Consider the following 21,494-nt stretch of genomic DNA (forward strand, 5'->3'; position numbering starts at 1 on the left):
ACCGAGGGTGCCGATGAACTCGGTGTTGACGATGTTGACGCCGGCGCCCAGGCCGACGAACGGACGGAAGGCCCACGACTCGTCGCCGAAGTCATAGATCACGTTGGCCATGATGGCGGTCGACGAGATCTCGCCGGCCGGATTGTTGCAGACGCCCGCGGCAGGCGAGACGTTGCAGACGCCGGTCGGAACGTTGCCGTTCGGGTTGACCACGGCGCCCAGTTCACCGGCGTCGCGGTAGCCGCCTTCCAGCTCGACGCGCCAGTTCTCGTTGAACCGGTAGCCGAGACGGGCGAAGGCCGCCCACGAGTCATCGACTTCGAAGTCCCATTGCGGACCCGTCGTCTGCGACGTCAGTTCCAGGTCGTCGATGGTGTGGTAACCGGCGTCGATCGCCCCGTACCAACCATTCGGCTCGGCCGCCGCGGCGCCGGCTGCGAACAGCCCCGCCATCGCGACGCCGGCGAGAAGCTTCACCTTCATCATATCCCTCATTCAAGGTTGCCCGAATGCCCACGCTTACACGGGGCGCTCCCGAGGCCTAACCACAATGTCTTTCCGAGGTTCCCCAATCTGGATGGGAATGCGGCGACTGTGGCGCCGTTTCAACACATTGAACGGGTTTCAGCCGCGAATACGCCTGCTAGGGAATGTGCGAAGAAAAGGGAGACGTTTCAGATGACCATGAGATTTGACGGCCGCGTGGCGATCGTGACGGGCGCCGGTGGCGGCCTTGGCCGTGAGCATGCCCTGGCGCTGGCCAAACGTGGCGCAAAGGTGGTCGTCAACGATCTGGGCGGCGCCCGCGACGGCTCCGGCGCCTCGGCCACGGCCGCCGAGGCCGTGGTCGCCGAAATCGAGGCCCTGGGCGGTGAAGCCATCGCCAACGCCGCCTCGGTCACCGACTACGCCGCCGTCGAGGCCATGGTGAAGGCCGCCATGGACAAGTGGGGCCGCATCGACATCCTGGTGAACAACGCGGGCGTCCTGCGCGACAAGACCTTCGCCAAGATGGAGCTGGCCGACTTCCAGTTCGTCATGGACGTGCACCTCATGGGCGCAGTGAACTGCACCAAGGCGGTGTGGGAGATCATGCGGGCCCAGAACTACGGCCGCATCGTCATGACCACCTCGTCCTCGGGCCTGTACGGCAACTTCGGCCAGTCGAACTACGGCGCGGCCAAGATGGCGCTTGTCGGCTTCATGCAGACCCTGTCCATCGAGGGCGCCAAGAACGACATCCGCGTGAACTGCCTGGCCCCGACCGCCCACACCCGCATGACCGAGGATCTGGGCGCCGCCCTGCCGCTGGAGGCGCTGGGGCCGGAACTGGTCTCGCCGGGCCTGCTGTACCTGGTCAGTGACAACGCACCGAGCCGCTGCATCCTGGCCGCCGGCGCCGGCGGTTTCGAGCGCGCCTATGTCACCATCACCCAGGGCATCCATGCCGTCGGCGAGGACGCCCCGGAACAGATCGAGGCCCGCTTCGCCGAGATCTCGGACCGCACCGGCGAGATCATCCCGGACATGGGCGCCGCCCAGGGCATGATCGAACTGACCAAGGCCCAGAAGGCGCACGCTTGAAGAAAGGCGCCTACCGTTCGGCCCCTGGAATCTCACTGCTTGAGGCGCAGGGAGGTTCCAGGGGGCCGGCGCGACGCCTGTCGTTCGGGTCGCGGACCCTCACTGCCTGAGGCGCAGCGAGGGTCCGGCTCCGGACGGGATTGCGTTGACGCCACGGCAGGGGCCTAAGTTCGGCTACCGCCCGACCGGACGCAGAAGCCGGCAGGCCAGAGAAGGAAACCCGCGCTCAAGCAGCGAGGCTCCGCGAGCCGAGCGTTAGCGCCCTAAAGAGAGATCTTCAGATGTCCCGCGAAGCCGTCATCGTCTCCACCGCCCGCACCCCCATCGGCCGCGCCTATCGCGGGGCCTTCAACGACACCCAAGCCCAGCAACTGGGCGCCCATGCGGTGAAGCACGCCGTCGCCCGCGCCGGGATCGAGCTGGCCGAGGTCGAGGACGTGGTCATGGGCGCGGCCCTGCAGCAGGGCTCGACCGGCACCAATGTCGCCCGCCAGGTGGCGCTGGCCGCCGGCCTGCCCTCGTCGGTCCCCGGAATGAGCATCGACCGTCAGTGCGCCTCGGGCCTGATGGGCATCGCCACCGCCGCCAAACAGGTCATCTTCGACCTGCAGAAAGTCGCCGTCGGCGGCGGTCTGGAGAGCATCTCTCTGGTCCAGAACCAGCACATGAACCTGTACCGCGGCAAGGACGAGGCGCTGCTGAAGCTCTCGCCGCACATGTACATGTCGATGCTGGAGACCGCCGAGGTGGTCGCCCGCCGCTACAACATCAGCCGTGACCGCCAGGACGAGTACGCCCTGCAGTCGCAGCAGCGCACCGCCGCCGCCCAGGCCGCGGGCAAGTTCGACGACGAGATCGTGCCGATGACCTCGACCATGCTGGTCGTGGACAAGGCCACCGGCGAGACCTCGAAGAAGGAGGTCACCCTCTCGAAGGACGAGGGCAACCGCGCCGACACGACTCTGGAAGGCCTGAAGTCGCTGAAGCCGGTGTTCGGCTCGGGCGAGGAAATCCAGCAGGGCGAGTTCATCACCGCCGGCAACGCGTCGCAGCTGTCGGACGGCGCCTCGGCCTCGGTCATCATGGAAGCCGGCGAGGCGGTGAAGCGCGGCCTGCAGCCGCTGGGCGCCTATCGCGGCATGGCCGTCGCCGGCTGCGAGCCCGACGAGATGGGCATCGGCCCGGTCTATGCGGTGCCCAAGCTGCTCAAGCGCCACGGCCTGACCGTCGATGACATCGGCATCTGGGAGCTGAACGAGGCCTTCGCCGTACAGGTGCTCTACTGCGCCGACACCCTGGGCATTCCGATGGACCGTCTGAACGTCTCGGGCGGCGCCATCTCGATCGGCCACCCCTACGGCATGTCGGGCGCCCGGATGACCGGCCACCTGCTGATCGAGGGCAAGCGTCGCGGCGCCAAATACGGCGTGGTCACCATGTGCATCGGCGGCGGCATGGGCGCGGCCGGTCTGTTCGAGATCTACTGAGAACAGTTCCTCCCCCTCGGGGGAGGTGGCGCGGCGCGTAGCGCCGTGACGGAGGGGTCGTTCGGCACACGCCGGCGGCCTCTTCTGTTTTTATGGCCGAGCAACGGTCCGCCGCCCCTCCACCGCCTTCGGCGGTCCCCCTCCCCCAAGGGGGAAGAACTATGCTCCCGCGCCCGGCGCCGGCTTGCCTGCCGCGATCCAGGCGGCCTTTTCCGCGTCCATCTTGGCCTGCCAGCGCCCGCGCAGGACGGCGGGACGGCCGGGATAGCGGTCCTCGAGAAACTCGGCGGACACCACCCGATCCGTGCGGAAGGTGCGGAAGTCGTCCCGGGTCTCGCACCAGCCGACCAGCAGGCGGGTGGTGTCGCGATAGCCGACCAGACAGGGCCAGATGACCCGCACCGTCTCGCGACCCTGCTCGTCCGCATAGTGGAGCCGCAGCTTGCGGCCCGAATGAATCCAGCTGCGCACCTGCGCCATATCCAGCGCGTCGACCTTGCGCTGGTCGCCCCAGACCGGCGGTCCCGCGACTGCGGGCTCCAGCAGGACGGGGCGCAGCCGTTCCGGCACGGTGGCGGCGATCTTGGCGATCAGGTCGCGGGCGGCGCGGGACAGGGCCGGATCGCCGCGCGACGCCACCCATTGCGCCCCCAGCACCGCCGCCTCGATCTCGTCCGAGGTCAGCATCAGCGGCGGCATGTCGAAGCCGCCCTCCAGCACATAGCCCAGCCCCGCCTCGCCCCGGATCGGCACCCGCTGGCCCATCAGGGTGGCGATGTCGCGATAGATCGAGCGCTTCGACGTCTCCAGCTCGGCCGCGATCGCGTCCGCGGTGACCGGCCGGGACGACCGCCGCAGCACCTGGATGATCTGGAAGAGGCGGTCGGCGCGTCTCATCTTTGGACCCTAACGCTCGGCTCACGGAGCCTCGCTGCTTGAGGGCGGATTGCTTGCCCTATCGCCCGGCTCGCGGAGCCGCGCTGCTTGAGGGCAGCTATGACCGCCTGCTGCTGACAGCATGCTGGCAGCAGGGTGGCAGTAGATCAATCTCCACCGACGGCGAGGGGCTGTCGGATCGGGCTCAAGCAGCGAGCGACCGCGTCGCGAGCGTTAGCCCACCAGAACGGGAGACTCATCATGCTGACGCTGTTTCACGCCCCGCAATCGCGTTCCGGCCGCATCGTCTGGCTGATGGAGGAGATCGGCGCGGCCTACGACATCGAGTATGTCGACATCTTCCGCGCCCTGACCGGCGCCGGCCGCGCGGATCGCAACAACCTGCACCCGGACGGCAAGGTCCCCGCCCTGCTGCACGACGGCGCGCTGGTGACCGAGTCCGCCGCCATCGCCCTGTATCTGACCGATCTCTTCCCGGAGGTCGATCTGGGCGCGCCGGTCGGGTCGCCCGAGCGGGCGGCCTATGTGACCTGGCTGGCGTGGACGGCGGGCGAGATGGAGCCGGCCTACTGGAGCCGCATCAGCGGCCAGACCGAGACCGATCCGCTGGCCAAGAAACGCTACGAGCAGGCCAACGCCCGCATCCTGACCGCGCTGGAGCACGGGCCTTACCTGATGGGCCACCGGTTCACGGCGGTGGACGTCATGGTCGGCTCGGCCATGGCCTGGGGGCGCGAGTTCGGACCGAAGAGCGAACTGCTGGACCGCTGGCTGGAGCGGGTCAGCGCCCGCCCGGCCAACCGCTCGGCGATGGCGAAGGACGGGACCCCGGCCCTGATCGCCGAGGTCGCCTGATCAATCTCAGGCCGCGTGGGCGGCGGCCTCGTCGTCGCCCTCGTGGCCGTTGCCGTTGCCGTTCCCGGGCCGGACCACCGCCTGCAGCGCCGCCACGAAGTCGTCGCGCCAGATGCTGACGTCGGTGTCGCGCACCACGGTCATCAGGGCCTCCCACTTCCGGCGACGCTCGATCAGCGGCATCTCCAGCGCCCGCTTGATGGCGTCGGACAGCTCCTCGCGGCTGAACGGATTGACCAGCAGGGCCTCGCCCATCTGTTCGGCGGCGCCGGCGAAGCGGGACAGGACCAGAACGCCCGGATCGTCCGGGTTCTGGGCCGCCACATACTCCTTGGCCACCAGGTTCATGCCGTCCCGCAGGGGCGTCACCAGCCCGACCCGCGCCGCGCGATAGATGCCCGCCAGCTGGTCGCGCCGGTAGGTGCGGTTGAGGTAGCGGATCGGCTGCCAGTCCATGTCGGCGAACTCGCCGTTGATCCGTCCCGCCAGGGCGTCCAGCCGGGCGCGAATGTCCTGGTAGGTGTCGACGTCGTCACGGCTGATCGGCGTGACCTGCAGCAGGAAGACCTCGCCCCGCTTGTCGGGATTGTCCTTCAGGAACTGTTCGTAGCCGGACAGCCGCTCCTCCAGCCCCTTGGAGTAGTCCAGCCTGTCGACGCCGACCATCATCGAGCGGAAGGCGGCCGAGGCCGACATCCGGTCGTAGGTTCGTTGTCCGAGCACGGAGTTCCGGGCCGACAGGAATTCCTCGACGTCGATGCCGATGGGGAAGACCCCGACCTGGACCTCGCGATCAAAGGCCAGGACCCGGCCGTCCGGCGTTACGGTCCCCTTCTCCTCGACCTCGACGTAGCGCTGGAACAGCTCCATCCATTCCTGCGTATGGAAGCCGATCAGGTCGTAGTCGAACATCGACTCCACCAGCCGCCGGTGGTGCGGCAGGGTCACCAGAAGCTGGCGGGCGGGCCAGGGGGTGTGCAGGAAGAAACCGATCCGGTTGGTGATCCCCCGCCGACGAAGGTCCCGGGCCATCGGCAGCATGTGGTAGTCGTGGATCCAGATGATGTCGTCCGGCTGGATCAGCGGGGCCAGAACATCCGCGAAGCGCGCGTTGGTCCGCTCATAGCCCTCGCCGTAGGACCGCTCATAGGCGGCCAGATCGGTGCGGTGGTGGAACAGCGGCCACAGGGTCTTGTTGGCGTAGCCGTTGTAGTACTCCTCGACGTCCTGCGCCTCGAGGTCGACCAGACCCACGGTGACGCCCGCGCGGTCCTCGATCTTCAGCTCGCCGGTGAATTTCTCGACCGTCTCGCCCGACCAGCCAAACCACAGGCCGTCATACTTCCGCAGGGCGGCGGACAGGGCCATGGCCAGACCGCCCGCCGAGCCCGAGGCGGGGTCTTTCGGGGCCGAGACCCGGTTGGAAACGACGATGAGGCGGCTCATGGCCGCTTAACCGCGCCGCTCGCGGTTTGGTGGCAACGCATTGTCGTGATCCCCCTTAACGCACATCCGTCCACGACCGGCTGAGCAGCACGGCGCAGTTGATGATGCCGACCAGCGAATAGGTCTGCGGGTAGTTGCCCCACAGCTCGTCGTCGCCCAGCGAGATGTCCTCGCTGAGCAGGCCGGCGTGCGTTCGCCGGCTCAGCATCTGTTCGAAGATTTCCCGCGCTTCCTCGTCACGGCCGTTCTGGTGCAGGGCCTCGATGAACCAGAAGGTGCAGAAGTTGAACGCCGTCTCCGGCTCGCCGAAGTCGTCCGGCTCCACATAGCGGAACAGGTAGGGGCCTTTCTTCAGGTCCCGCTCGATGGCGTCGAAGGTGGCGACCTGACGTGGATCGCGGGCGTCGAGGAAGCCCAGGTCGGTCAACTGCAGCAGGCTGGCGTCCAGCTCGCGATTGCCGAAGCTGGCGGCGAACCGGCCTTCGTCGGGCAGATAGGCCTCGGTCTCGATCCGGGTCCGGATTTGATCGGCCCGCGCGCGCCAGACCTCGGCCCGGTCGTACAGATGCAGATGGTCCGCCGCCTTGGCCAGACGGTCGCAGGCGGCCCAGCACATGACCGAGGAATAGGTGTGCACCCGGGCGATGGTGCGGAACTCCCACAGCCCGGCGTCGACCTGATCGTGCATGGCGAAGGCGCGCTCGCCGACCTTCTCCAGCGCATGGAAGTCGTCGATGGTCCCGGGACGCAGCAGGCGCTGGTCGTAGAAGGCCTGCACCAGCGGCAGGACGATCTGTCCGTACACGTCGTGCTGCAGATGCTCCCGCGCCTGATTGCCGACCCGCACCGGCTTCATGCCGCGATAGCCGGCGACGGTCTCGGTGATCCGTTCGTCGATATCCTCTTCCAGACCGACGCCGTAGACCGGCTGCACATGACCGCCGCCCGAGGCGTCGACCAGATTGCGCAGGTAGCCGAGGTAGTTCTCGAGGATGTCGACGGCGCCCAGCCGGTTCAGGGCCCGCACGACGTAGTAGGCGTCGCGGATCCAGCAGTAGCGATAGTCCCAGTTCCGCCCGCTCTCGGGGAACTCGGGCACAGAGGTGGTCAGGGCGGCGACGATGGCGCCCGTCTCCTCATAGGCGCAGAGCTTGAGCGTGATCGCCGCGCGGATCACCGCCTCCTGATAATCCAGCGGCAGGTAGAGCTTGCGCACCCAGTCCTGCCAGTAGGCCACGGTGCGATCCAGCGCCGAGGACACGCCAGGGCCGACGTCCTGATCGTAGCCCTCGTCGGGCCCGAGGAAGAAGGCGTGGGCCTTCTCCAGCCGGAAGGTGCGCTCGTTGAGAATGTGCGAGACCGGGCAGTCGGTCGTGAGCCGCAGCACGACGTCCGTGCACAGATAGCGGATGTGGTTGGAACCGCTGGTCCGCTCCGCCGCCCGCGCGCCCCAGTCGGCGGAGGGGCGCAGGCGCACGCGGATGCGGGGCGAGCCCTCCAGCGGGCGCACGATCCGGCCATAGGCCAACGGGCGATAGGTGCGGCTGTGCTTGGGATGACGGGGGCAGAAGTCGATGATCTCGACCGCCGCGCCGTCCTCGGCCGTCAGCACTGTGCGCAGGACGGGGGTGTTGCGGACATAGGCCTGGCTGATGTGCTTCAGCCCTTCCAGTTCGATGTCCCAGAAGCCGTGGCCGGGGTCGTCGCCGTCCATCAGGGCCGAGAAGACCGGGTCTCCGTCGACGCGCGGCGCGCAGGCCCAGACGTACCGGCCGCGCCGGTCGATCAGGGCGCTGATCGAGCAGTTGCCGATGGGGGCGAGATCGAGATCAGGTCGGGTCAAGCCTTCGCCTCCAGTTGCTCCAGCCAGTCCAGGACCGCGGTGACTCCCGGCAGGCCGTAGCGCGCCGCCGTCTCGCGCGGGGGACCGACCAGCACCCCGAAGCCGCCCAGCTCGGTCGCGGCGCGGAAGCCGTCCTCGTCGGTCAGGTCGTCGCCCAGCATGACCGGCACGCCGCCGGCGAAGGGCGCTTCCTGCATGAAGGCCTTCAGGGCCGTGCCCTTGCTGGCCCCCGGCGTCTTCAGTTCGATCACCATATTGCCCGGCTGAAGCATCAGCCCGGTCTCGGCCGCCAGACGGCGGGTCAGGATTTCCGCGTCAGGCGCCGCCTCGGGCGCGCCGCGATAGTGCAGGCCGGCGGCGACCGCCTTGTCCTCGACGATCACGCCGGGGCGACTGCGGGCGAAGTCCTCGAAGGCCGCGACCGCATTGCGGACGCTCTCCGACGCCTCGGCGCGCAGGAAGGTCCCGTCGGCGCGACGGCGCTCCAGCCCGTGCACCCCGGAGGCCGAGGCCATGCTGCGGTCGGAAATCCGGTCGATCTCGGCGATGGTCCGACCACTGATGATCGCCACCCGTCCGCCGACCCTGGGGGCCAGGGCGGTCAGCACGGCGGTCCGCCGCGGCTCGGGCGCGACCGCCTCGGGCGTGTCGGCCAGTTCGGCCAGCACCCCGTCTAGATCAAGAAAGAGAGCGACGCGGTCCAGCCGCGACGGCGGCGCGGGCAAACGCGGGAAGGTTTCGACCGCCGGAAGGCCGGCGTCGACAGTCAGATCAGACGTCCCCATGCGGTTCCTAACGACCCCGGGCCGGAAGGGTTTCCGTCAGCTTGGCTTTTTATTTCGCAGATGCAGCAAAACGTCCGGACGGCTTGCGTGTTGGCAAACCGCTCGCGATCCGCCAATTCCCCGCCATGACCCAGAACGCCCTGCCCGACGACTCCGCCGCCATGGTCGCCCGCGCCCGCGAGGTGATCGGGATGAACATCTCGGCCCTGCAGCAGCTGGAAGCCGCCATCGACGACAGCCTCGCCCGGGCGGTCGAGATCATCCTGTCGCGGCCCGGCTATCTGGTCGTCACCGGCATGGGCAAGTCGGGCCATATCGGCGGCAAGATCGCCGCCACCCTCGCCTCGACCGGCACCAACGCCTTCTTCGTCCACCCGGCCGAAATGAGCCACGGCGACCTGGGCATGCTGCGCAAGGACGTCACCCTGCTGGCCATCTCCAACTCGGGTGAAAGCCGCGAACTGCGCGATCCGCTGATCTACTGCCAGCGCGAGGGTATTCCGGTCATCGGCATCACCCAGCGCCCCAACAGCTTCCTCGGCCGCTCGTCGGCGGTCTGCCTGACCCTGCCGAACGCGCCGGAGGCCCATCCGGACGGCCTGGCCCCGACGACCTCGACCCTGATGACGCTGGCGATGGGCGACGCCCTGGCCATGGTCCTGACCGAGCGGCGGGGCTTCACGGCCGAGGACTTCGGCCTGCACCATCCGGGCGGCAAGCTGGGCATGAGCCTGCAGAGCGTGCGTGACTGGATGGGCGATCGACCGCCCGCCCCCGCCACCGTGCCCCTGACCGCCACCTTCGCCGAAGTGGTCTCGGCCATCACCGAAGGCCGCAAGGGCGCCGCCGCCGTCATCAACGCCGACGGAACCCTGGCGGGGATCGTCACCGACGGCGACGTCCGCCGGGCCTTTGCGCGCGGCGACCTGTCGGGCCTGACCGCCGCCGACGTCATGAGCCCGAAGCCCAAGGTCATCGATCCCGCCGCCCGCATGAGCGACGCCATCGACCTGATGACCCAGAACAAGATCGCCACCCTGCTGATCGTCGAGGACGACCGCCCGGTCGCCATCGTGCACATCGCCGAGCTGATGCAGGCGGGGTACGTCGGCTGAGTGGCTAGTGGCTAGTGGCTAGTGGCTAGTGGCTAGTGGCTAGTGGCTAGTGGCTAGTGGCTAGTGGCTAGTGAGGTTCGCGGATTCGCCGGCGGCGGAAGGGCGGCGATGGCTGTGCAGTCGCTGGCTGCCGGCCAGCCACTAGCCACTGGCCACTTCCTCAATACGCCCTCATCCCGTCGATATTGCCCGGCGGCGAATAACGGCAGGCCAGCACCGAGCGATCGCCCCGGCTGACCACCGCACAGCCGACATGCGTCGTACGGCTCCAGATCAGCTGGGTGTAGTGGCCCACGACGGTCCAGTCGCCGGTCCGGCTGACCGCCGGAAAGGTCCCGTGCCGGTATTGCCCCTTCTCGGCGATCCACTCCCCGACCATTTCCTCGGGCGTCCAGGTGCGACCGCCCCAGCCGGTCCACAGGTTCTCGCCGTGGCCGTGCGGGCTCGGATCGTGCGCAAAGCTGCTGGTGTCCAGCAGATGCTCTGCCCAGGCCCGCGCCTCGCGCTCCAGCCCCTCGTCCCAGATCAGCGGCGCCGACCCGACCCGCGCCCGCTCCGCGTTGTGGGCGCGCAGCACCCGCGTCTCGACCTCATTGGAGGGCCGACCGTCACGCGGCGGGGCCACCGGTTGGATCGTCCGCGCGCGCGGATCGGCCTGCCGGATGTGCACGGGATCGGGCGCGGCGCAGGCCGCCCCTGCGGACAGGGCCGACAGGGCGACGATCAGGGTCAGGGTCTTCGGCAAGCTCAGCGCGCCTCCACGCCCTCGCGCGCATCCGGCGCCTCGAAGGGCGCATCGACCAGGGCGCTGTCGGTATCGTCGCCGTGGAAGGTCCGCGTTTCGGACGGGCGCTGCGGATGGGCCTTAAGCTCCGCCGTCGCCGTCTCGCGCCGCGCCCGCATCTGGTCGCCCAGATCCTTCAGGTCCACGCCCGCCTTCCGCGCCAGGGTGAAGATGCCCTTGGACGGGGCCTCTTCCTCCTCGAAATGGTGCTCCAGAATCTCGGACAGGACATGCACCTTGGTGGCGTAGAAATGCTCCTCGGGCCCGCCCGCCTTGATGTCGTTCATCAGCACCTTGGTGGCGTCGTGCTCGACATAGCCCTCGTCCAGCTTGCTGTCGGGGATTTCGCCGCGGCACGCCGGGTAGAGGATTTCCTCCTCCAGGATGGTGTGCACCTCCAGCTCCAGCACCAGCCGTTCGGCCAGCCGCTTCTGCTCGGCCTTGCCCTTCGCCTTCTCGAACTGGTCGAACAGGTCCTCGATCAGCCGGTGATCGGCCTTCAGCAGGGCGATGGCGTCCATCTCGTCGTAGCTCTGCGCCATGGTGCGTCTCCTTCGTTCGGCATCAGAAAGGCGCGTGGCGGCACGTCGTTCCACTGAGACTGGTTCGCGGATCGATCCGCCACTCCCGACACCTTCCAACCCTGCCAAGTCGTGGCGCCGGGGTCTGTCTTCCCGACACATTGGTCCCTCTCCCGATGGGAGAGGGCTTGAGCGCACGGCGGCGTAAGCCGCAGCCCTTGTCATCCCGGAAGCGCCGCAAGGCGCTATCCGGGACGGGACCGCATCCCCTCTCACCCCTCCCGGAATGCGCGCAGCGCTCACCCGGGAGAAGGGCGGCCCTTGTCCGGCTGGCGCCCGGCTCAGCCCTGGCGGGCTGTCCGGGCGTGGATTACCGGAAGCGCGGCGCCGTCCCGGCTCTCCGCTTCGCTCCGGCCGGGATGACAAGCGCCCCCCCCCCCGCCAGGCACCCGACCAATCCTGACGCATCCCCCCGCTATCCTGCCCTTTCAGAACGGCACGGAGTCTCGACATGGCAGGGTTTCGCGATTTTTCGCCGACAGGGTCATCCACCCCTTTCGCAGACGTGACCACGTCCATACTTGACGTTGACGTAAACGTACGCTTTCTGGCGTCCGAGTTTCAATTCCGCACCCTCCCCTCAAGCAGCGAGCGACCGCGTCGCGAGCGGTAGGGGAAACCAAGAAAGAGACCCTCCATGGCCGACGCCTATATCTACGACGCCGTGCGCACCCCGCGCGGCAAGGGCAAGAAGGACGGCTCGCTGCACGAGATCACCGCCCTGTCGCTGGCGACCCAGGTGCTGGAAGCCCTGCGGGACCGCAACGATCTGGACACCTCCAAGGTGGACGACGTGATCCTGGGCTGCGTCTCGCCGGTCGGCGAGCAGGGCTCGGACATCGCCCGCACCGCCGTGCTGAGCGCCGGCTGGGCCCAGACGACCGCGGGCGTGCAGATCAACCGCTTCTGCGCCTCGGGCCTCGAAGCCGTGAACATGGCGGCCGCGAAGGTGAAGGCCGGTGAAGCCGACTTCGCCGTCGGCGGCGGCATCGAGGCCATGAGCCGCGTGCCGATGGGCTCGGACGGCGGCGCCTGGCCGATCGACCCGACCTCGGCCTTCCCGACCTATTTCGTGCCGCAGGGCGTCTCGGCCGACATGATCGCCTCGAAGTACGGCTTCAGCCGCGACGACGTGGACGCCTATTCGGTCGAAAGCCACAAGCGCGCCGCCAAGAGCTGGGCCGAGGGCCGCTTCGCCAAGTCGGTGATCCCGGTGAAGGACCAGCTGGGTCTGGTGCGTCTGGACCGTGACGAGACCATCCGCCCGAACGCCGACATGCAGACCATGGGCGCGCTGAACCCGTCCTTCGCCCAGATGGGCGAGTTCGCCTTCGACGCCGTGATCAACCAGCGCTACCCCGAGGTCGAGCGCGTGAACCACGTGCACACCCCCGGCAACTCGTCGGGCATCGTGGACGGTTCGGCCGGCGTGCTGATCGGCTCGCTGGAAGCCGGCAAGGCCCTGGGCCTGAAGCCGCGCGCCCGCATCAAGGGCGCCGCCTCGATCGGCTCGGAGCCGTCGATCATGCTGACCGGTCCGGAGTTCGTGACGCAGAAGCTGCTCGGCAAGCTGGGCATGACCACCGCCGACATCGACGTGTGGGAGCTGAACGAAGCCTTCGCCGCCGTGGTCCTGCGCTACATGCAGGCGCTGAACATCCCGCACGACAAGATCAATGTGAACGGCGGCGGCATCTCGATGGGCCACCCGCTCGGCGCCACCGGCGCCATGATCACCGGCATCGCCCTGGACGAGCTGGAGCGCTCGAACAAGGAAACCGCCCTGATCACCCTGTGCATCGGCGGCGGCATGGGCACCGCCACCGTCATCGAACGCGTCTGATCCGAAGGACTATGACCATGGAAAACTTCAAGATCGACGTCGACGCCGACGGCATCGCCCTGATCACCTTCGACGTCCCGGGACGGTCGATGAACACCCTGACCGGTTCGGTGATGAACGAGATTCCGCAGTGGGTCGAACGCATCAAGACCGACGACGCCATCAAGGGCGCGGTCCTGACCTCGGGCAAGGCGAGCGGCTTCTGCGCCGGCGCCGACCTGGGCGACATCGCCGGCGGCATGATCGGCGGGACCAGCCTGCAGGACGCGTTCGACGCGGGCTGGAAGATGAACGGCGCCCTGCGCGCGCTGGAAACCTGCGGCAAGCCGGTGGCCGCGGCCATCAACGGCCTGGCCCTCGGCGGCGGCCTCGAGCTGACGCTGGCCTGCCACTACCGCGTGGTGGCCGATGACTCGAAGATCCAGCTGGGTCTGCCCGAGATCAAGGTCGGCCTGTTCCCCGGCGGCGGCGGCACCCAGCGCCTGACCCGCCTGATCGGCGTGCAGAACGCCCTGATGGCGATGAGCGAAGGCAAGCCGTGGCGTCCGAACGACGCCAAGGGCGCCGGCGTCGTCCATGAGGTCGTGGCCAAGGGCACGGAAGTCGACGCCGCCAAGGCCTGGATCAAGGGCGGCGGCAAGGCGGCCCAGCCGTGGGACGACAAGTCGTTCAAACTGCCCGGCGGCGGCCCCTACCACCCGGCGGGCGTGCAGACCTTCATCGTCGGCAACGCCATGCTGCGCAAGCAGTCCTACGGCAACTATCCGGCCGTGCTGAACCTGATGAAGGCCGTCTATGAGGGCGTTCAGGTTCCGATGGACGCGGCCCTGCGCATCGAGACCCGCTACTTCATCAAGACTCTGATGACGCCGCAGGCGCAGGCCATGATCCGCTCGCTGTTCCTGTCCAAGCAGGAACTCGACAAGGGCGCGGTGCGCCCGGCTGGCGTGCCGAAGTCGGACCCGAAGAAGGTCACCGTCCTGGGCGCCGGCATGATGGGCGCGGGCATCGCCTATGTGCAGGCCCTGGCCGGCATCGAGACCATCCTGATCGACCAGACGCAGGAAGCCGCCGACAAGGGCAAGGCCCACGTCGAGGAGCTGCTGAAGAAGCGCCTGTCGCGCGGCGCGATCACCCAGGAGAAGTTCGACGCCCTGCTGGGTTCGGTCACCGCGACCACCGACTACGACCTGATCAAGGGCTCGGACCTGGTCATCGAGGCCGTGTTCGAGAACCGCGAGATCAAGGCCGAGGTCACCAAGCGCGCCGAGGCGCAACTGGAGCCGGGCGCGATCTTCGGTTCGAACACCTCGACCCTGCCGATCACCGGTCTGGCCGAGGCTTCGGTTCGTCCCGAGGACTTCATCGGCATCCACTTCTTCTCGCCCGTCGACAAGATGATGCTGGTCGAGGTGATCCTGGGTGAGAAGACCGGCGAGGCGGCCATCGCCAAGTCGCTGGACTACATCCTCAAGATCAAGAAGACCCCGATCGTCGTCAACGACGGCCGCGGCTTCTACACCTCGCGCTGCTTCGCCACCTACGTCGCCGAAGGTCTGGCGATGCTGGAGGAAGGCTACGCCCCGGCCCTGATCGACAACATCGGCCGCATGACCGGCATGCCGCGCGGCCCGCTGGAAATGCACGACGACGTCGCGCTGGACCTGTCGGTCAAGGTCGCCAAGCAGACCGCCATCGACCTGGGCGACAAGTACGTGCCGCTGCAAGGCGCCGAGATTGTCCGCAAGATGGTCGAGGACCTGGGCCGCTACGGCCGCAAGAACGGCAAGGGCTTCTACGACTACGACAGCAAGCCGAAGAAGCTGTGGGCCGGCCTGTCGGAGCTGGCTCCGGTGACGATCAACGACTCGACCCCGGAACTGGTCGCCGACCAGAAGGAACGCCTGCTGTACCGTCAGGCCGTCGAAGTGGCCAAGTGCTGGGACGAGGGCGTGATCAGCGACCCGCGCGAAGCCGACGTCGGCGCCATCCTGGCCTGGGGCTTCGCGCCCTGGACCGGCGGCCCGATCACCTTCATCGACCAGACCGGCCTGAAGGCCTTCGTGGCCAAGGCGGACGAGTACGCCGAACGCTACGGCGACCGGTTCAAGGTCCCGCAGTTCCTGCGCGACATGGCCGCAGAAGGCCGGACCTTCTACGGAAACTTCGAAGGCAAGAAGGCGGTTGCCTAAAGCAGTTGGGCGGCGGGCTGATCTGCCCGCCGCCCACTGATTTGACCGATCATCGGTCCCCTTGGAGCACCTCTGAGACGCGTCCCGGGTTGATATCCAGTTGAACTGCAATCTCGGCCGAGTGCAGATTCGTGGTCTCAGCAAGATCAATGATCCGCTGCTTCATTCGTTCGGTGATCGGCTGAGACTTGATCGGGGCCCTTCGCGCGGGGGAACGCCGGTACATCCGATTGTTAACGACGTCCCGGATTTCTCGGGCAGCCTCGTCGTTTCCAGCGACCTCGAGATCGTCTGCAATCTCGTTCAGTTCGTCACGCGCCGTCTTGATATCGCTCATACATTCTCCTTGGTTTGCCACAGTGGCGCTTGGGAGATGGCGGCTCGAGACCACCGTTCAAGTACCCGCGATACGTGAACATCGTTAACTTTACAGTTTTCTTGGCGTCCCCCAGGTCTGCGCGCAGAAGCAACCAAATTTCGGGAGAGTCGCCCATGATCCGCGCCACCGCCCTCGCCCTCCTGCTCGCGGGGACAGCCTTCAGCGCACAGGCGCAGGACCTCGTGATCCGGGGCGGACCGATCTACACCGGGGTGCAGACCGCCCCGACCGCCGAGGTGGTGCAGGTCCGCAATGGGCGGATCAGCTATGTCGGCGCCGCCGCGAACGCGCCGGACGCAGCGGGCCTGACGCCGGTCGACCTGAACGGCGCGGCCCTGTTTCCCGGCTTCACCGACGGCCACGCCCATCTGGACGGGATCGGCTGGCGCGAACTGACGCTGAACCTCGAGGGCTCGACCTCCGTCGCCGACGCAATGAACAAGTTGGCGGACTGGGCGCGGGCGCATCCGGAGGGGCCGATCATCGGGCGCGGCTGGATCGAGACCCACTGGCCGGAAGGCCGCTTCCTGACCGCCGCCGATCTGGACGCCGCCGCGCCGGGCCGGGTGGTGCTGCTGAGCCGCGCCGACGGCCATGCGGTCGTCGCCTCCTCCGCCGCCCTGACCGCCGCCGGGATCGACGGCGCGACCCGAGCCCCGGCCGGCGGGGAGATCCTCAAGGGACCGGACGGCCGTCCGACCGGCCTGCTGGTCGACGCCGCGGAACAGCTGGTGGCGGGCCTCGCCCCGCAGGCCGACCCCGCCGCCACGCGCGAGGCCTATCGCGCCGGCTTCCGGGTCGAGGCGGCCTATGGCTGGACCGGCGTCCACTTCATGAGCGCGCCCTGGCGGGACATCCCCCTGCTGGAGCAGATGGCCGAGGCGGGCGAGGCGCCGCTGCGGGTCTACAACAGCGTCACCCCGGACGGGGCGGCCGAGCTGATCGCCGGCGGCCCGCGCAACGTGGCGGACGGCCGGGTGATCACCCGGGCGATCAAATACTATGCGGACGGGGCCTTGGGCTCGCGCGGCGCGGCCCTGTTCGCCCCCTATGCCGACCGGCCGGACACCACCGGCCTGATGCAGATCAGCGAGACCGAGATCGTCCCGCTGTACGAATCGGCCCTGCGGGGCGGCATCCAGATCGCCACCCACGCCATCGGCGACCGGGGCAACGCCTCGGTGGCGGAATGGTACGCCGAGGCGCTGGAGGCCGTGCCGGCTTCAGAGCGTCCGAACGGCGTCAATGTGCGCTGGCGGATCGAGCATGCGCAGATCGTCCGGCCGCAGGACTATCACCGGTTCCGCGAACTGCCGATCATCGCCTCGATGCAGCCCAGCCACGCCATCGGCGACCTGCATTTCGCCCCCGCGCGGCTGGGCGACGCCCGGCTGGACGGCGCCTACGCCTGGCACAGCCTGTCGGACCTCGGCGTGATCGTGGTCGGCGGCTCGGATGCGCCGGTCGAGCGCGGCGCGCCGCTGATCGAGTTCTACGCCGCCGTGGCGCGCCGCGACCTGTCGGGCTTCCAGGGCCCGGACTGGCGGCCGAACGAGGCGGTGGACCGGGCGACGGCGCTCAAGATGTTCACCCTGTGGCCGGCTTACGCCAGCTTCCGGGAGGACGAGCTGGGCACCATCGAGGTCGGCAAGCGGGCCGACCTGACGGCCTTCAGCGTCGACCTGATGACCGCGCCCTTCGCCGACATCCCGCTGGGCCATGCGACCCTGACGGTCGTCGACGGGGTCGTGGTGTATCGAGCCGACTGAAACGAAAACGGGACCGCCCTTTCGAGCGGTCCCGTCTTGAGGTCCGAAGCCGTTGGCCCTAAGGCTGCCTGCGGCTCCGCGGGCATGATGTAGTGGTAGCCTGAAAGCTTCCCAAGCTTTTCGTGCGGGTTCGATTCCCGCTGCCCGCTCCAGCCTCTCCTACTGAACCCGCGTGGCGCTGACGCCGCGGCGTTCGAGGATCGCCTGGACACTGTCATCCCCGGCGAGGTGCGCGGCGCCGACGGCGATGAAGGCCGTGCCCGAGCCTTCCAGCAGGGTCTGGATCTGGCCGGCCCAGTTGAGGTTCCGGTTGGTCAGCAGGGTGTCGTAGACGACGACGTTCTGGGCCTTCATCTCGCGCACGGCGAGGCGGTCGATGGCGGCGACGTCACCCGCGGCCCAGGCGCCGACCAGCCCGTCCAGCTCGACGCCGGCGTTATCGAAGGTCTTCAGCGTGCTGCGCAGGAAGTCCAGCTGGGCCTCGTCCGGCAGGCCCGCGATCAGGCCGACCTGGCCTTCAAGGGTCTCGAAGCCGTGGATCGGCTTGCCGGCCGCGAGGGCCCGCGCCTTGAGGATCATCTCGACGCCCGACTGCGGATCGTAGCCGGCCTTGACCAGCGGGGCGACCGACAGGGTGAGGCCCGCCAGCCACGGACGGAAGATGTCCATCTGGGCGGCCGGGATGCCGACCGAGGCCGCGGCGGCCTGGAGGTCGGCGTTCTCTTCCGGCGTCAGCAGGCTGGACAGCGGGGTCTGGGGCGCCAGGCCGAGGCGCTGGACGATCGGCATCATCGCCGCCTGGTCATCCGGATTGGAGACCTCGAACCAGATCTGGTCGGCGCTGTCGAAGGCGGCGTCGACGCGGTCGGTGGCCCAGCCGGTGGTCGGGCGCAGCACGTGGATGGTGCCGAACAGGTAGATGGTCGAATCGGCGTCACGGATGACCCAGAGGCCGGGGCCGAAGCCTTCGGCGCGGGGCGTGGCGGCGACGGCGGCCGGCGCGGCGGTCTGGGCGAAGGCCTGGACCGGCTGGAAGGCGACGGCGGCGGCGAGGCCGAGCCCCAGGGCGACGCCGAGGACGGCGCGGCCGGTCGAGGCGGCGGTGGATTTCAGGCGCGAGGCGAGCGTCATCGGCGGAAACTCCCGGAAGATCGGATGAAGGTTAGAGGCGATTTGAGGCGAAGGGATCAGGCCAGGCCGCGACGCATGGTCACGACCGTCGACACCACCAGATAGGTCCCCATCAGGACGACATAGACGTCCCAGGCGGTGATCGGCGGGGCGGCGGCGAGACGCTCGGCGGCGGCCCAGAGGAAGAGCAGGCCCTGCCCCAGCCAGAAGGTCACGGCCCCGGCCTCGACCACCGTGCGGCGGAACAGCTCGTCGACCGAGCGGTAGAGGCGCAGGTTCAGAAGGGTGTGCAGCACCAGCAGGACGGCGACGACGGCCAGACCCAGCCACGGGGCGACGGCGAGGGCCGAGAAGATCATCGGCAGCGGCAGGATGACCGCCGACAGCCCGATGACCCCGGCCTGGGTGCGGGCGTCGCGCACCTCGTCATCCCCGGCGGGACCTTCCAGCTTGAGGGTCTTGCCCAGACCGGCGCGGCTGAAGGTGCGCAGCCAGGTGGCGACACAGGCGATCAGCATGACCGCCGCCAGCAGGCCGGCGACGACGTCGGCCCAGCGCAGGCCGGAGAGGTCGGGATCGATCCCGGGGAAGACCCCGGCCAGCAACTGGCCAACGCCGTAGCCGGCGACGCCGCAGACGAAGCCGATGGCCAGCATGCGCAGCAGGTTGCGGCCCCAGTCAGGCATGGCGGCAGGGAAGAGGCGGGACATGGCTGTCTCCTATTCCGAGAAGATGGATTCGATGGGTTGTTCGAAGACCCGGGCGATCTTGAAGGCCAGCGGCAGGGACGGGTCGTAGCGGCCCGTCTCCAGCGCGTTGACGGTCTGGCGCGAGACGCCGAGGGCCTCGGCGAGGTCGGCCTGGCTCCAGTTGCGCTCGGCGCGCAGGACCTTGAGACGGTTGTTCATGACGGGGTCCTCACCGACGTTGCGCCCACCAGACGAGCCAGGCGATCGAATAGCCGACGATCAGGAAGCCCAGCGCCAGGGTCATGCCCAGGGCCAGGAACTGGGATCCGGTCATGCCCGACAGAAGGGCGTCATCCTCGCGCAGGATCAGGGTCAGCAGCAATGCGCCGCCGACGGCCATGCCGGAGCAGCCGCCCCACCACCACGCCCATTTGTGCGCCTCGCGCGCGGCCTCATCGATCCGACGCCACCACCAGACGCACAGCACCATGGCGACGGCCATGGCCACGCCGTTGATCAGCAGGTTGACCAGAAGCCCCGTCAGACCCGGCAGGTCGCCGGCGATGACCCCGCCCACGCCCGCCAGTCCGCCGGCGAAGCCGGACAGCAGCATGATCAGCAGGAAGGCCTTCGGCCCCGCGATCGGGCGTTTCGGTTTGGCGGACGACGCCATGACAAGCTCCCACGTCTGTTTGACAAGGGTGTTTTACAGAACGCGCAGATACTGTCAAGCGCGCTTGTCAATTAGACGCCAAGACTTGTCTTCAGGTCTCGCTGGGCAGGCTGAGGCGGGCGCTCTCGACCAGTTCGGGACGGGCCAGGGTGCGCGGCGACTGTTCAACGGCGGGGAGCTCGGGCAGGTCCTTGCCCTCGTGATCGACCTGCAGGTCCTCGAAGCGCTTGGCGGCCACCATGACCTGGGTCTCCAGCGAGCCGACAAACTGGTTGTAGCGGCCGACCGCCGCCTCCAGCGCCTTGCCGACCGAGGCGGCGTGTCCGCCCATGACGGACAGGCGCTTGTAGAGTTCCTTGCCCAGCTTCGCGACGTCCTCGGCGTTCTTCGCCTGCTCCTCGGCGCGCCAGCCGTAGGCGACGGCCTTGCACAGGGCGAACAGGGTGGTCGGGGTGACGATGACCACGCGCGAGGCCATGGCGTCGGTCAGCAGGTTCGGCTCGTGGTCCAGCGCGGCGGCGAGGAAGGCGTCGCCCGGCACGAACAGGGCGACGAAGTCCGGGCTGGGCTTGAACTGGTCCTGATAGGCCTTGGAGGCCAACTGGCGCATGTGGGTCTTCAGGCTGGCCGCGATGCGCACCGAGCGGGCGTGGGCGCGGGTGTCCTCGTCACCCTGATCGGCGCTGTCGTCGAAGGCCAGCGGCACCTTGGCGTCGATGACGAACATCCCTCCGCCGGGCAGGCGGACGATGAAGTCGGGGCGCTGCTGGCGGCCCTCGTCATTGGCGGAGGAGTTCTGCTCCTCGAAGTCGAAGCGGCCCGCCATGCCGGCGGCCTCGAGCACATTGCGGCAGGTCTGCTCGCCCCAGCGGCCGCGACGGCCGGTGTTGCCGCGCAGGGCCTCGGTCAGCTTGCGCGCCTCGTCGCGGGTGGCGGTCGAGGCGGTCATCAGCTGAGCCAGCTGCTCCTTGAGCCCGCCGGTCTCCTCGGCGCGGGTCTTCTCCAGGGCGGCCACATGCTCCTGGAATTTGGCCAGGGTCTCGGCCACGGGCTTGAGCTGGGCGTCCATCCGCTGCTGGGCCAGGAGCTCGCGATTGCGGAAGGTCTCGTCGGTGCGCTTCAGCATCTCCTCGGCGGCGGTCTGGGCCGACTGGGCGGCCTGGGCGCGCAGGAGCTCGGTCTGGGTCGCGGCCTGATCCTCGGCCAGATGCAGCCGGGCTTCGGTGGCGGCGAAGCGCTGGGAGAGGTCCCACGCCCGGGCGTCGGCGGCGGCGGCGCGGCGGCGCTCCATCAAGGCCCAGGCCAGGGCGATCAGGGCGACGACGGCGGCGGCGAGAGCGGCGACGATAGAAGCGTTCATGCTCCGTTCCTTACCGGGAGTCGGCGGATCGCGCCACGACGGCGAGGACAGACGGCCGGGAAGACGAAGACGGTCGAAATA

Annotated in this window: 20 protein-coding genes and 1 tRNA gene; 8 read left to right on the forward strand and 13 right to left on the reverse strand. The window is 68.6% G+C overall.

All coding sequences use genetic code 11. The features are described 5' to 3' along the window. Positions 1-483, reverse strand: a 483-nt coding sequence (locus VGE03_RS03600; protein WP_331045105.1) for an outer membrane beta-barrel protein, incomplete at its 3' end; no start/stop codon positions are given. A 195-nt stretch (positions 484-678) separates the two neighbouring features. Here VGE03_RS03600 and VGE03_RS03605 point away from each other — a divergent pair. Together VGE03_RS03605 and VGE03_RS03610 are read left to right on the forward strand one after the other, a co-directional pair. Next, positions 679-1,584, forward strand: coding sequence for an SDR family NAD(P)-dependent oxidoreductase (locus VGE03_RS03605; RefSeq protein WP_331045106.1), 906 nt, complete (start codon positions 679-681; stop codon positions 1,582-1,584). Between the two features lie 281 nt (positions 1,585-1,865). After that, positions 1,866-3,071 carry an acetyl-CoA C-acyltransferase gene (locus VGE03_RS03610; RefSeq protein WP_331045107.1) on the forward strand — a complete coding sequence of 402 codons (1,206 nt, stop codon included), beginning with the start codon at positions 1,866-1,868 and terminating at the stop codon, positions 3,069-3,071. 159 nt (positions 3,072-3,230) lie between these two features. Here VGE03_RS03610 and VGE03_RS03615 read toward each other — a convergent pair whose 3' ends face one another. Beyond that, positions 3,231-3,968 carry a YafY family protein gene (locus tag VGE03_RS03615; RefSeq protein ID WP_331045108.1) on the reverse strand — a complete coding sequence of 246 codons (738 nt, stop codon included), beginning with the start codon at positions 3,966-3,968 and terminating at the stop codon, positions 3,231-3,233. 240 nt (positions 3,969-4,208) lie between these two features. Here VGE03_RS03615 and VGE03_RS03620 point away from each other — a divergent pair, with 240 nt between their 5' ends. Beyond that, the gene (locus VGE03_RS03620) at positions 4,209-4,823 is read left to right on the forward strand and encodes a glutathione S-transferase family protein (protein ID WP_331045109.1); all 615 of its coding nucleotides are present in this window, start codon (positions 4,209-4,211) and stop codon (positions 4,821-4,823) included. Between the two features lie 6 nt (positions 4,824-4,829). On the opposite strand, the gene VGE03_RS03625 is transcribed toward VGE03_RS03620, so the two are convergent. The 3 genes from VGE03_RS03625 to otsB are packed head-to-tail and all read right to left on the reverse strand — an operon-like array spanning position 4,830 to position 8,897. Next, positions 4,830-6,269 carry an alpha,alpha-trehalose-phosphate synthase (UDP-forming) gene (locus VGE03_RS03625; RefSeq protein WP_331045110.1) on the reverse strand — a complete coding sequence of 480 codons (1,440 nt, stop codon included), beginning with the start codon at positions 6,267-6,269 and terminating at the stop codon, positions 4,830-4,832. 55 nt (positions 6,270-6,324) lie between these two features. After that, on the reverse strand, positions 6,325-8,112 hold the full coding sequence (locus tag VGE03_RS03630) for a glycoside hydrolase family 15 protein (RefSeq protein ID WP_331045111.1): 1,788 nt from the start codon (positions 8,110-8,112) through the stop codon (positions 6,325-6,327). After that, entirely contained in the window at positions 8,109-8,897 is a 789-nt protein-coding gene (otsB, locus tag VGE03_RS03635) for a trehalose-phosphatase (protein WP_331045112.1), read from the reverse strand. Before otsB ends, VGE03_RS03630 begins: the two co-directional genes overlap by 4 nt. Positions 8,898-9,022: 125 nt before the next feature. Here otsB and VGE03_RS03640 point away from each other — a divergent pair, with 125 nt between their 5' ends. Beyond that, a complete protein-coding gene (locus VGE03_RS03640) occupies positions 9,023-10,012 on the forward strand; it encodes a KpsF/GutQ family sugar-phosphate isomerase (protein ID WP_331045113.1) in 990 nt (329 codons plus the stop codon). Between the two features lie 160 nt (positions 10,013-10,172). On the opposite strand, the gene VGE03_RS03645 is transcribed toward VGE03_RS03640, so the two are convergent. Next, entirely contained in the window at positions 10,173-10,757 is a 585-nt protein-coding gene (locus tag VGE03_RS03645; protein WP_331045114.1) for a CAP domain-containing protein, read from the reverse strand. Between the two features lie 2 nt (positions 10,758-10,759). Further along, positions 10,760-11,338 (reverse strand): hemerythrin domain-containing protein, encoded by a 579-nt coding sequence (locus VGE03_RS03650; RefSeq protein ID WP_331045115.1) that lies wholly within the window; start codon positions 11,336-11,338, stop codon positions 10,760-10,762. Positions 11,339-12,014: 676 nt separating this feature from the next. On the opposite strand from VGE03_RS03650, the gene VGE03_RS03655 reads away from it, so the two are divergent. Beyond that, positions 12,015-13,220, forward strand: coding sequence for an acetyl-CoA C-acetyltransferase (locus VGE03_RS03655; RefSeq protein WP_331045116.1), 1,206 nt, complete (start codon positions 12,015-12,017; stop codon positions 13,218-13,220). A 17-nt stretch (positions 13,221-13,237) separates the two neighbouring features. Then, complete coding sequence (locus VGE03_RS03660) at positions 13,238-15,412, forward strand: 3-hydroxyacyl-CoA dehydrogenase NAD-binding domain-containing protein (RefSeq protein WP_331045117.1); 2,175 nt, start codon at positions 13,238-13,240, stop codon at positions 15,410-15,412. Between the two features lie 49 nt (positions 15,413-15,461). On the opposite strand, the gene VGE03_RS03665 is transcribed toward VGE03_RS03660, so the two are convergent. Then, positions 15,462-15,749, reverse strand: coding sequence for a hypothetical protein (locus VGE03_RS03665; RefSeq protein ID WP_331045118.1), 288 nt, complete (start codon positions 15,747-15,749; stop codon positions 15,462-15,464). Between the two features lie 155 nt (positions 15,750-15,904). On the opposite strand from VGE03_RS03665, the gene VGE03_RS03670 reads away from it, so the two are divergent. After that, positions 15,905-17,560: an amidohydrolase gene (locus tag VGE03_RS03670; protein WP_331045119.1), complete on the forward strand. Its 1,656-nt coding sequence runs from the start codon at positions 15,905-15,907 to the stop codon at positions 17,558-17,560. Positions 17,561-17,638: 78 nt separating this feature from the next. Beyond that, positions 17,639-17,712 (forward strand) — tRNA-Gly (locus tag VGE03_RS03675). Between the two features lie 7 nt (positions 17,713-17,719). Here VGE03_RS03675 and VGE03_RS03680 read toward each other — a convergent pair. The 5 genes from VGE03_RS03680 to VGE03_RS03700 all read right to left on the reverse strand — a co-directional run bounded on the left by VGE03_RS03680 (position 17,720) and on the right by VGE03_RS03700 (position 21,413). Continuing rightward, positions 17,720-18,691, reverse strand: coding sequence for a TraB/GumN family protein (locus tag VGE03_RS03680; protein ID WP_331045120.1), 972 nt, complete (start codon positions 18,689-18,691; stop codon positions 17,720-17,722). A gap of 56 nt (positions 18,692-18,747) precedes the next feature. After that, positions 18,748-19,401: a hypothetical protein gene (locus VGE03_RS03685; RefSeq protein ID WP_331045121.1), complete on the reverse strand. Its 654-nt coding sequence runs from the start codon at positions 19,399-19,401 to the stop codon at positions 18,748-18,750. A 9-nt stretch (positions 19,402-19,410) separates the two neighbouring features. Beyond that, positions 19,411-19,599 carry a helix-turn-helix transcriptional regulator gene (locus VGE03_RS03690; protein ID WP_141627858.1) on the reverse strand — a complete coding sequence of 63 codons (189 nt, stop codon included), beginning with the start codon at positions 19,597-19,599 and terminating at the stop codon, positions 19,411-19,413. A gap of 10 nt (positions 19,600-19,609) precedes the next feature. Beyond that, positions 19,610-20,053 carry a hypothetical protein gene (locus tag VGE03_RS03695; RefSeq protein ID WP_331045122.1) on the reverse strand — a complete coding sequence of 148 codons (444 nt, stop codon included), beginning with the start codon at positions 20,051-20,053 and terminating at the stop codon, positions 19,610-19,612. Between the two features lie 91 nt (positions 20,054-20,144). Beyond that, on the reverse strand, positions 20,145-21,413 hold the full coding sequence (locus tag VGE03_RS03700; protein ID WP_331045123.1) for a DNA recombination protein RmuC: 1,269 nt from the start codon (positions 21,411-21,413) through the stop codon (positions 20,145-20,147). Positions 21,414-21,494: the final 81 nt, after the last annotated feature.

Source organism: Brevundimonas sp., from assembly GCF_036400995.1.
In the GTDB taxonomy this organism is placed as follows: Bacteria; Pseudomonadota; Alphaproteobacteria; order Caulobacterales; family Caulobacteraceae; genus Brevundimonas.

What these genes read in the sequence shown, in the direction of transcription:
- VGE03_RS03685 (WP_331045121.1), bottom strand. Translation starts at nt 19,401, where the DNA reads ATGTCCCGCCTCTTCCCTGCCGCCATGCCTGACTGGGGCCGCAACCTG.
- VGE03_RS03655 (WP_331045116.1), top strand. Translation starts at nt 12,015, where the DNA reads ATGGCCGACGCCTATATCTACGACGCCGTGCGCACCCCGCGCGGCAAG.
- VGE03_RS03695 (WP_331045122.1), bottom strand. Translation starts at nt 20,053, where the DNA reads ATGGCGTCGTCCGCCAAACCGAAACGCCCGATCGCGGGGCCGAAGGCC.
- otsB (WP_331045112.1), bottom strand. Translation starts at nt 8,897, where the DNA reads ATGGGGACGTCTGATCTGACTGTCGACGCCGGCCTTCCGGCGGTCGAA.
- VGE03_RS03605 (WP_331045106.1), top strand. Translation starts at nt 679, where the DNA reads ATGACCATGAGATTTGACGGCCGCGTGGCGATCGTGACGGGCGCCGGT.
- VGE03_RS03670 (WP_331045119.1), top strand. Translation starts at nt 15,905, where the DNA reads ATGATCCGCGCCACCGCCCTCGCCCTCCTGCTCGCGGGGACAGCCTTC.
- VGE03_RS03615 (WP_331045108.1), bottom strand. Translation starts at nt 3,968, where the DNA reads ATGAGACGCGCCGACCGCCTCTTCCAGATCATCCAGGTGCTGCGGCGG.
- VGE03_RS03625 (WP_331045110.1), bottom strand. Translation starts at nt 6,269, where the DNA reads ATGAGCCGCCTCATCGTCGTTTCCAACCGGGTCTCGGCCCCGAAAGAC.
- VGE03_RS03650 (WP_331045115.1), bottom strand. Translation starts at nt 11,338, where the DNA reads ATGGCGCAGAGCTACGACGAGATGGACGCCATCGCCCTGCTGAAGGCC.
- VGE03_RS03620 (WP_331045109.1), top strand. Translation starts at nt 4,209, where the DNA reads ATGCTGACGCTGTTTCACGCCCCGCAATCGCGTTCCGGCCGCATCGTC.
- VGE03_RS03690 (WP_141627858.1), bottom strand. Translation starts at nt 19,599, where the DNA reads ATGAACAACCGTCTCAAGGTCCTGCGCGCCGAGCGCAACTGGAGCCAG.
- VGE03_RS03610 (WP_331045107.1), top strand. Translation starts at nt 1,866, where the DNA reads ATGTCCCGCGAAGCCGTCATCGTCTCCACCGCCCGCACCCCCATCGGC.
- VGE03_RS03640 (WP_331045113.1), top strand. Translation starts at nt 9,023, where the DNA reads ATGACCCAGAACGCCCTGCCCGACGACTCCGCCGCCATGGTCGCCCGC.
- VGE03_RS03700 (WP_331045123.1), bottom strand. Translation starts at nt 21,413, where the DNA reads ATGAACGCTTCTATCGTCGCCGCTCTCGCCGCCGCCGTCGTCGCCCTG.
- VGE03_RS03665 (WP_331045118.1), bottom strand. Translation starts at nt 15,749, where the DNA reads ATGAGCGATATCAAGACGGCGCGTGACGAACTGAACGAGATTGCAGAC.
- VGE03_RS03680 (WP_331045120.1), bottom strand. Translation starts at nt 18,691, where the DNA reads ATGACGCTCGCCTCGCGCCTGAAATCCACCGCCGCCTCGACCGGCCGC.
- VGE03_RS03660 (WP_331045117.1), top strand. Translation starts at nt 13,238, where the DNA reads ATGGAAAACTTCAAGATCGACGTCGACGCCGACGGCATCGCCCTGATC.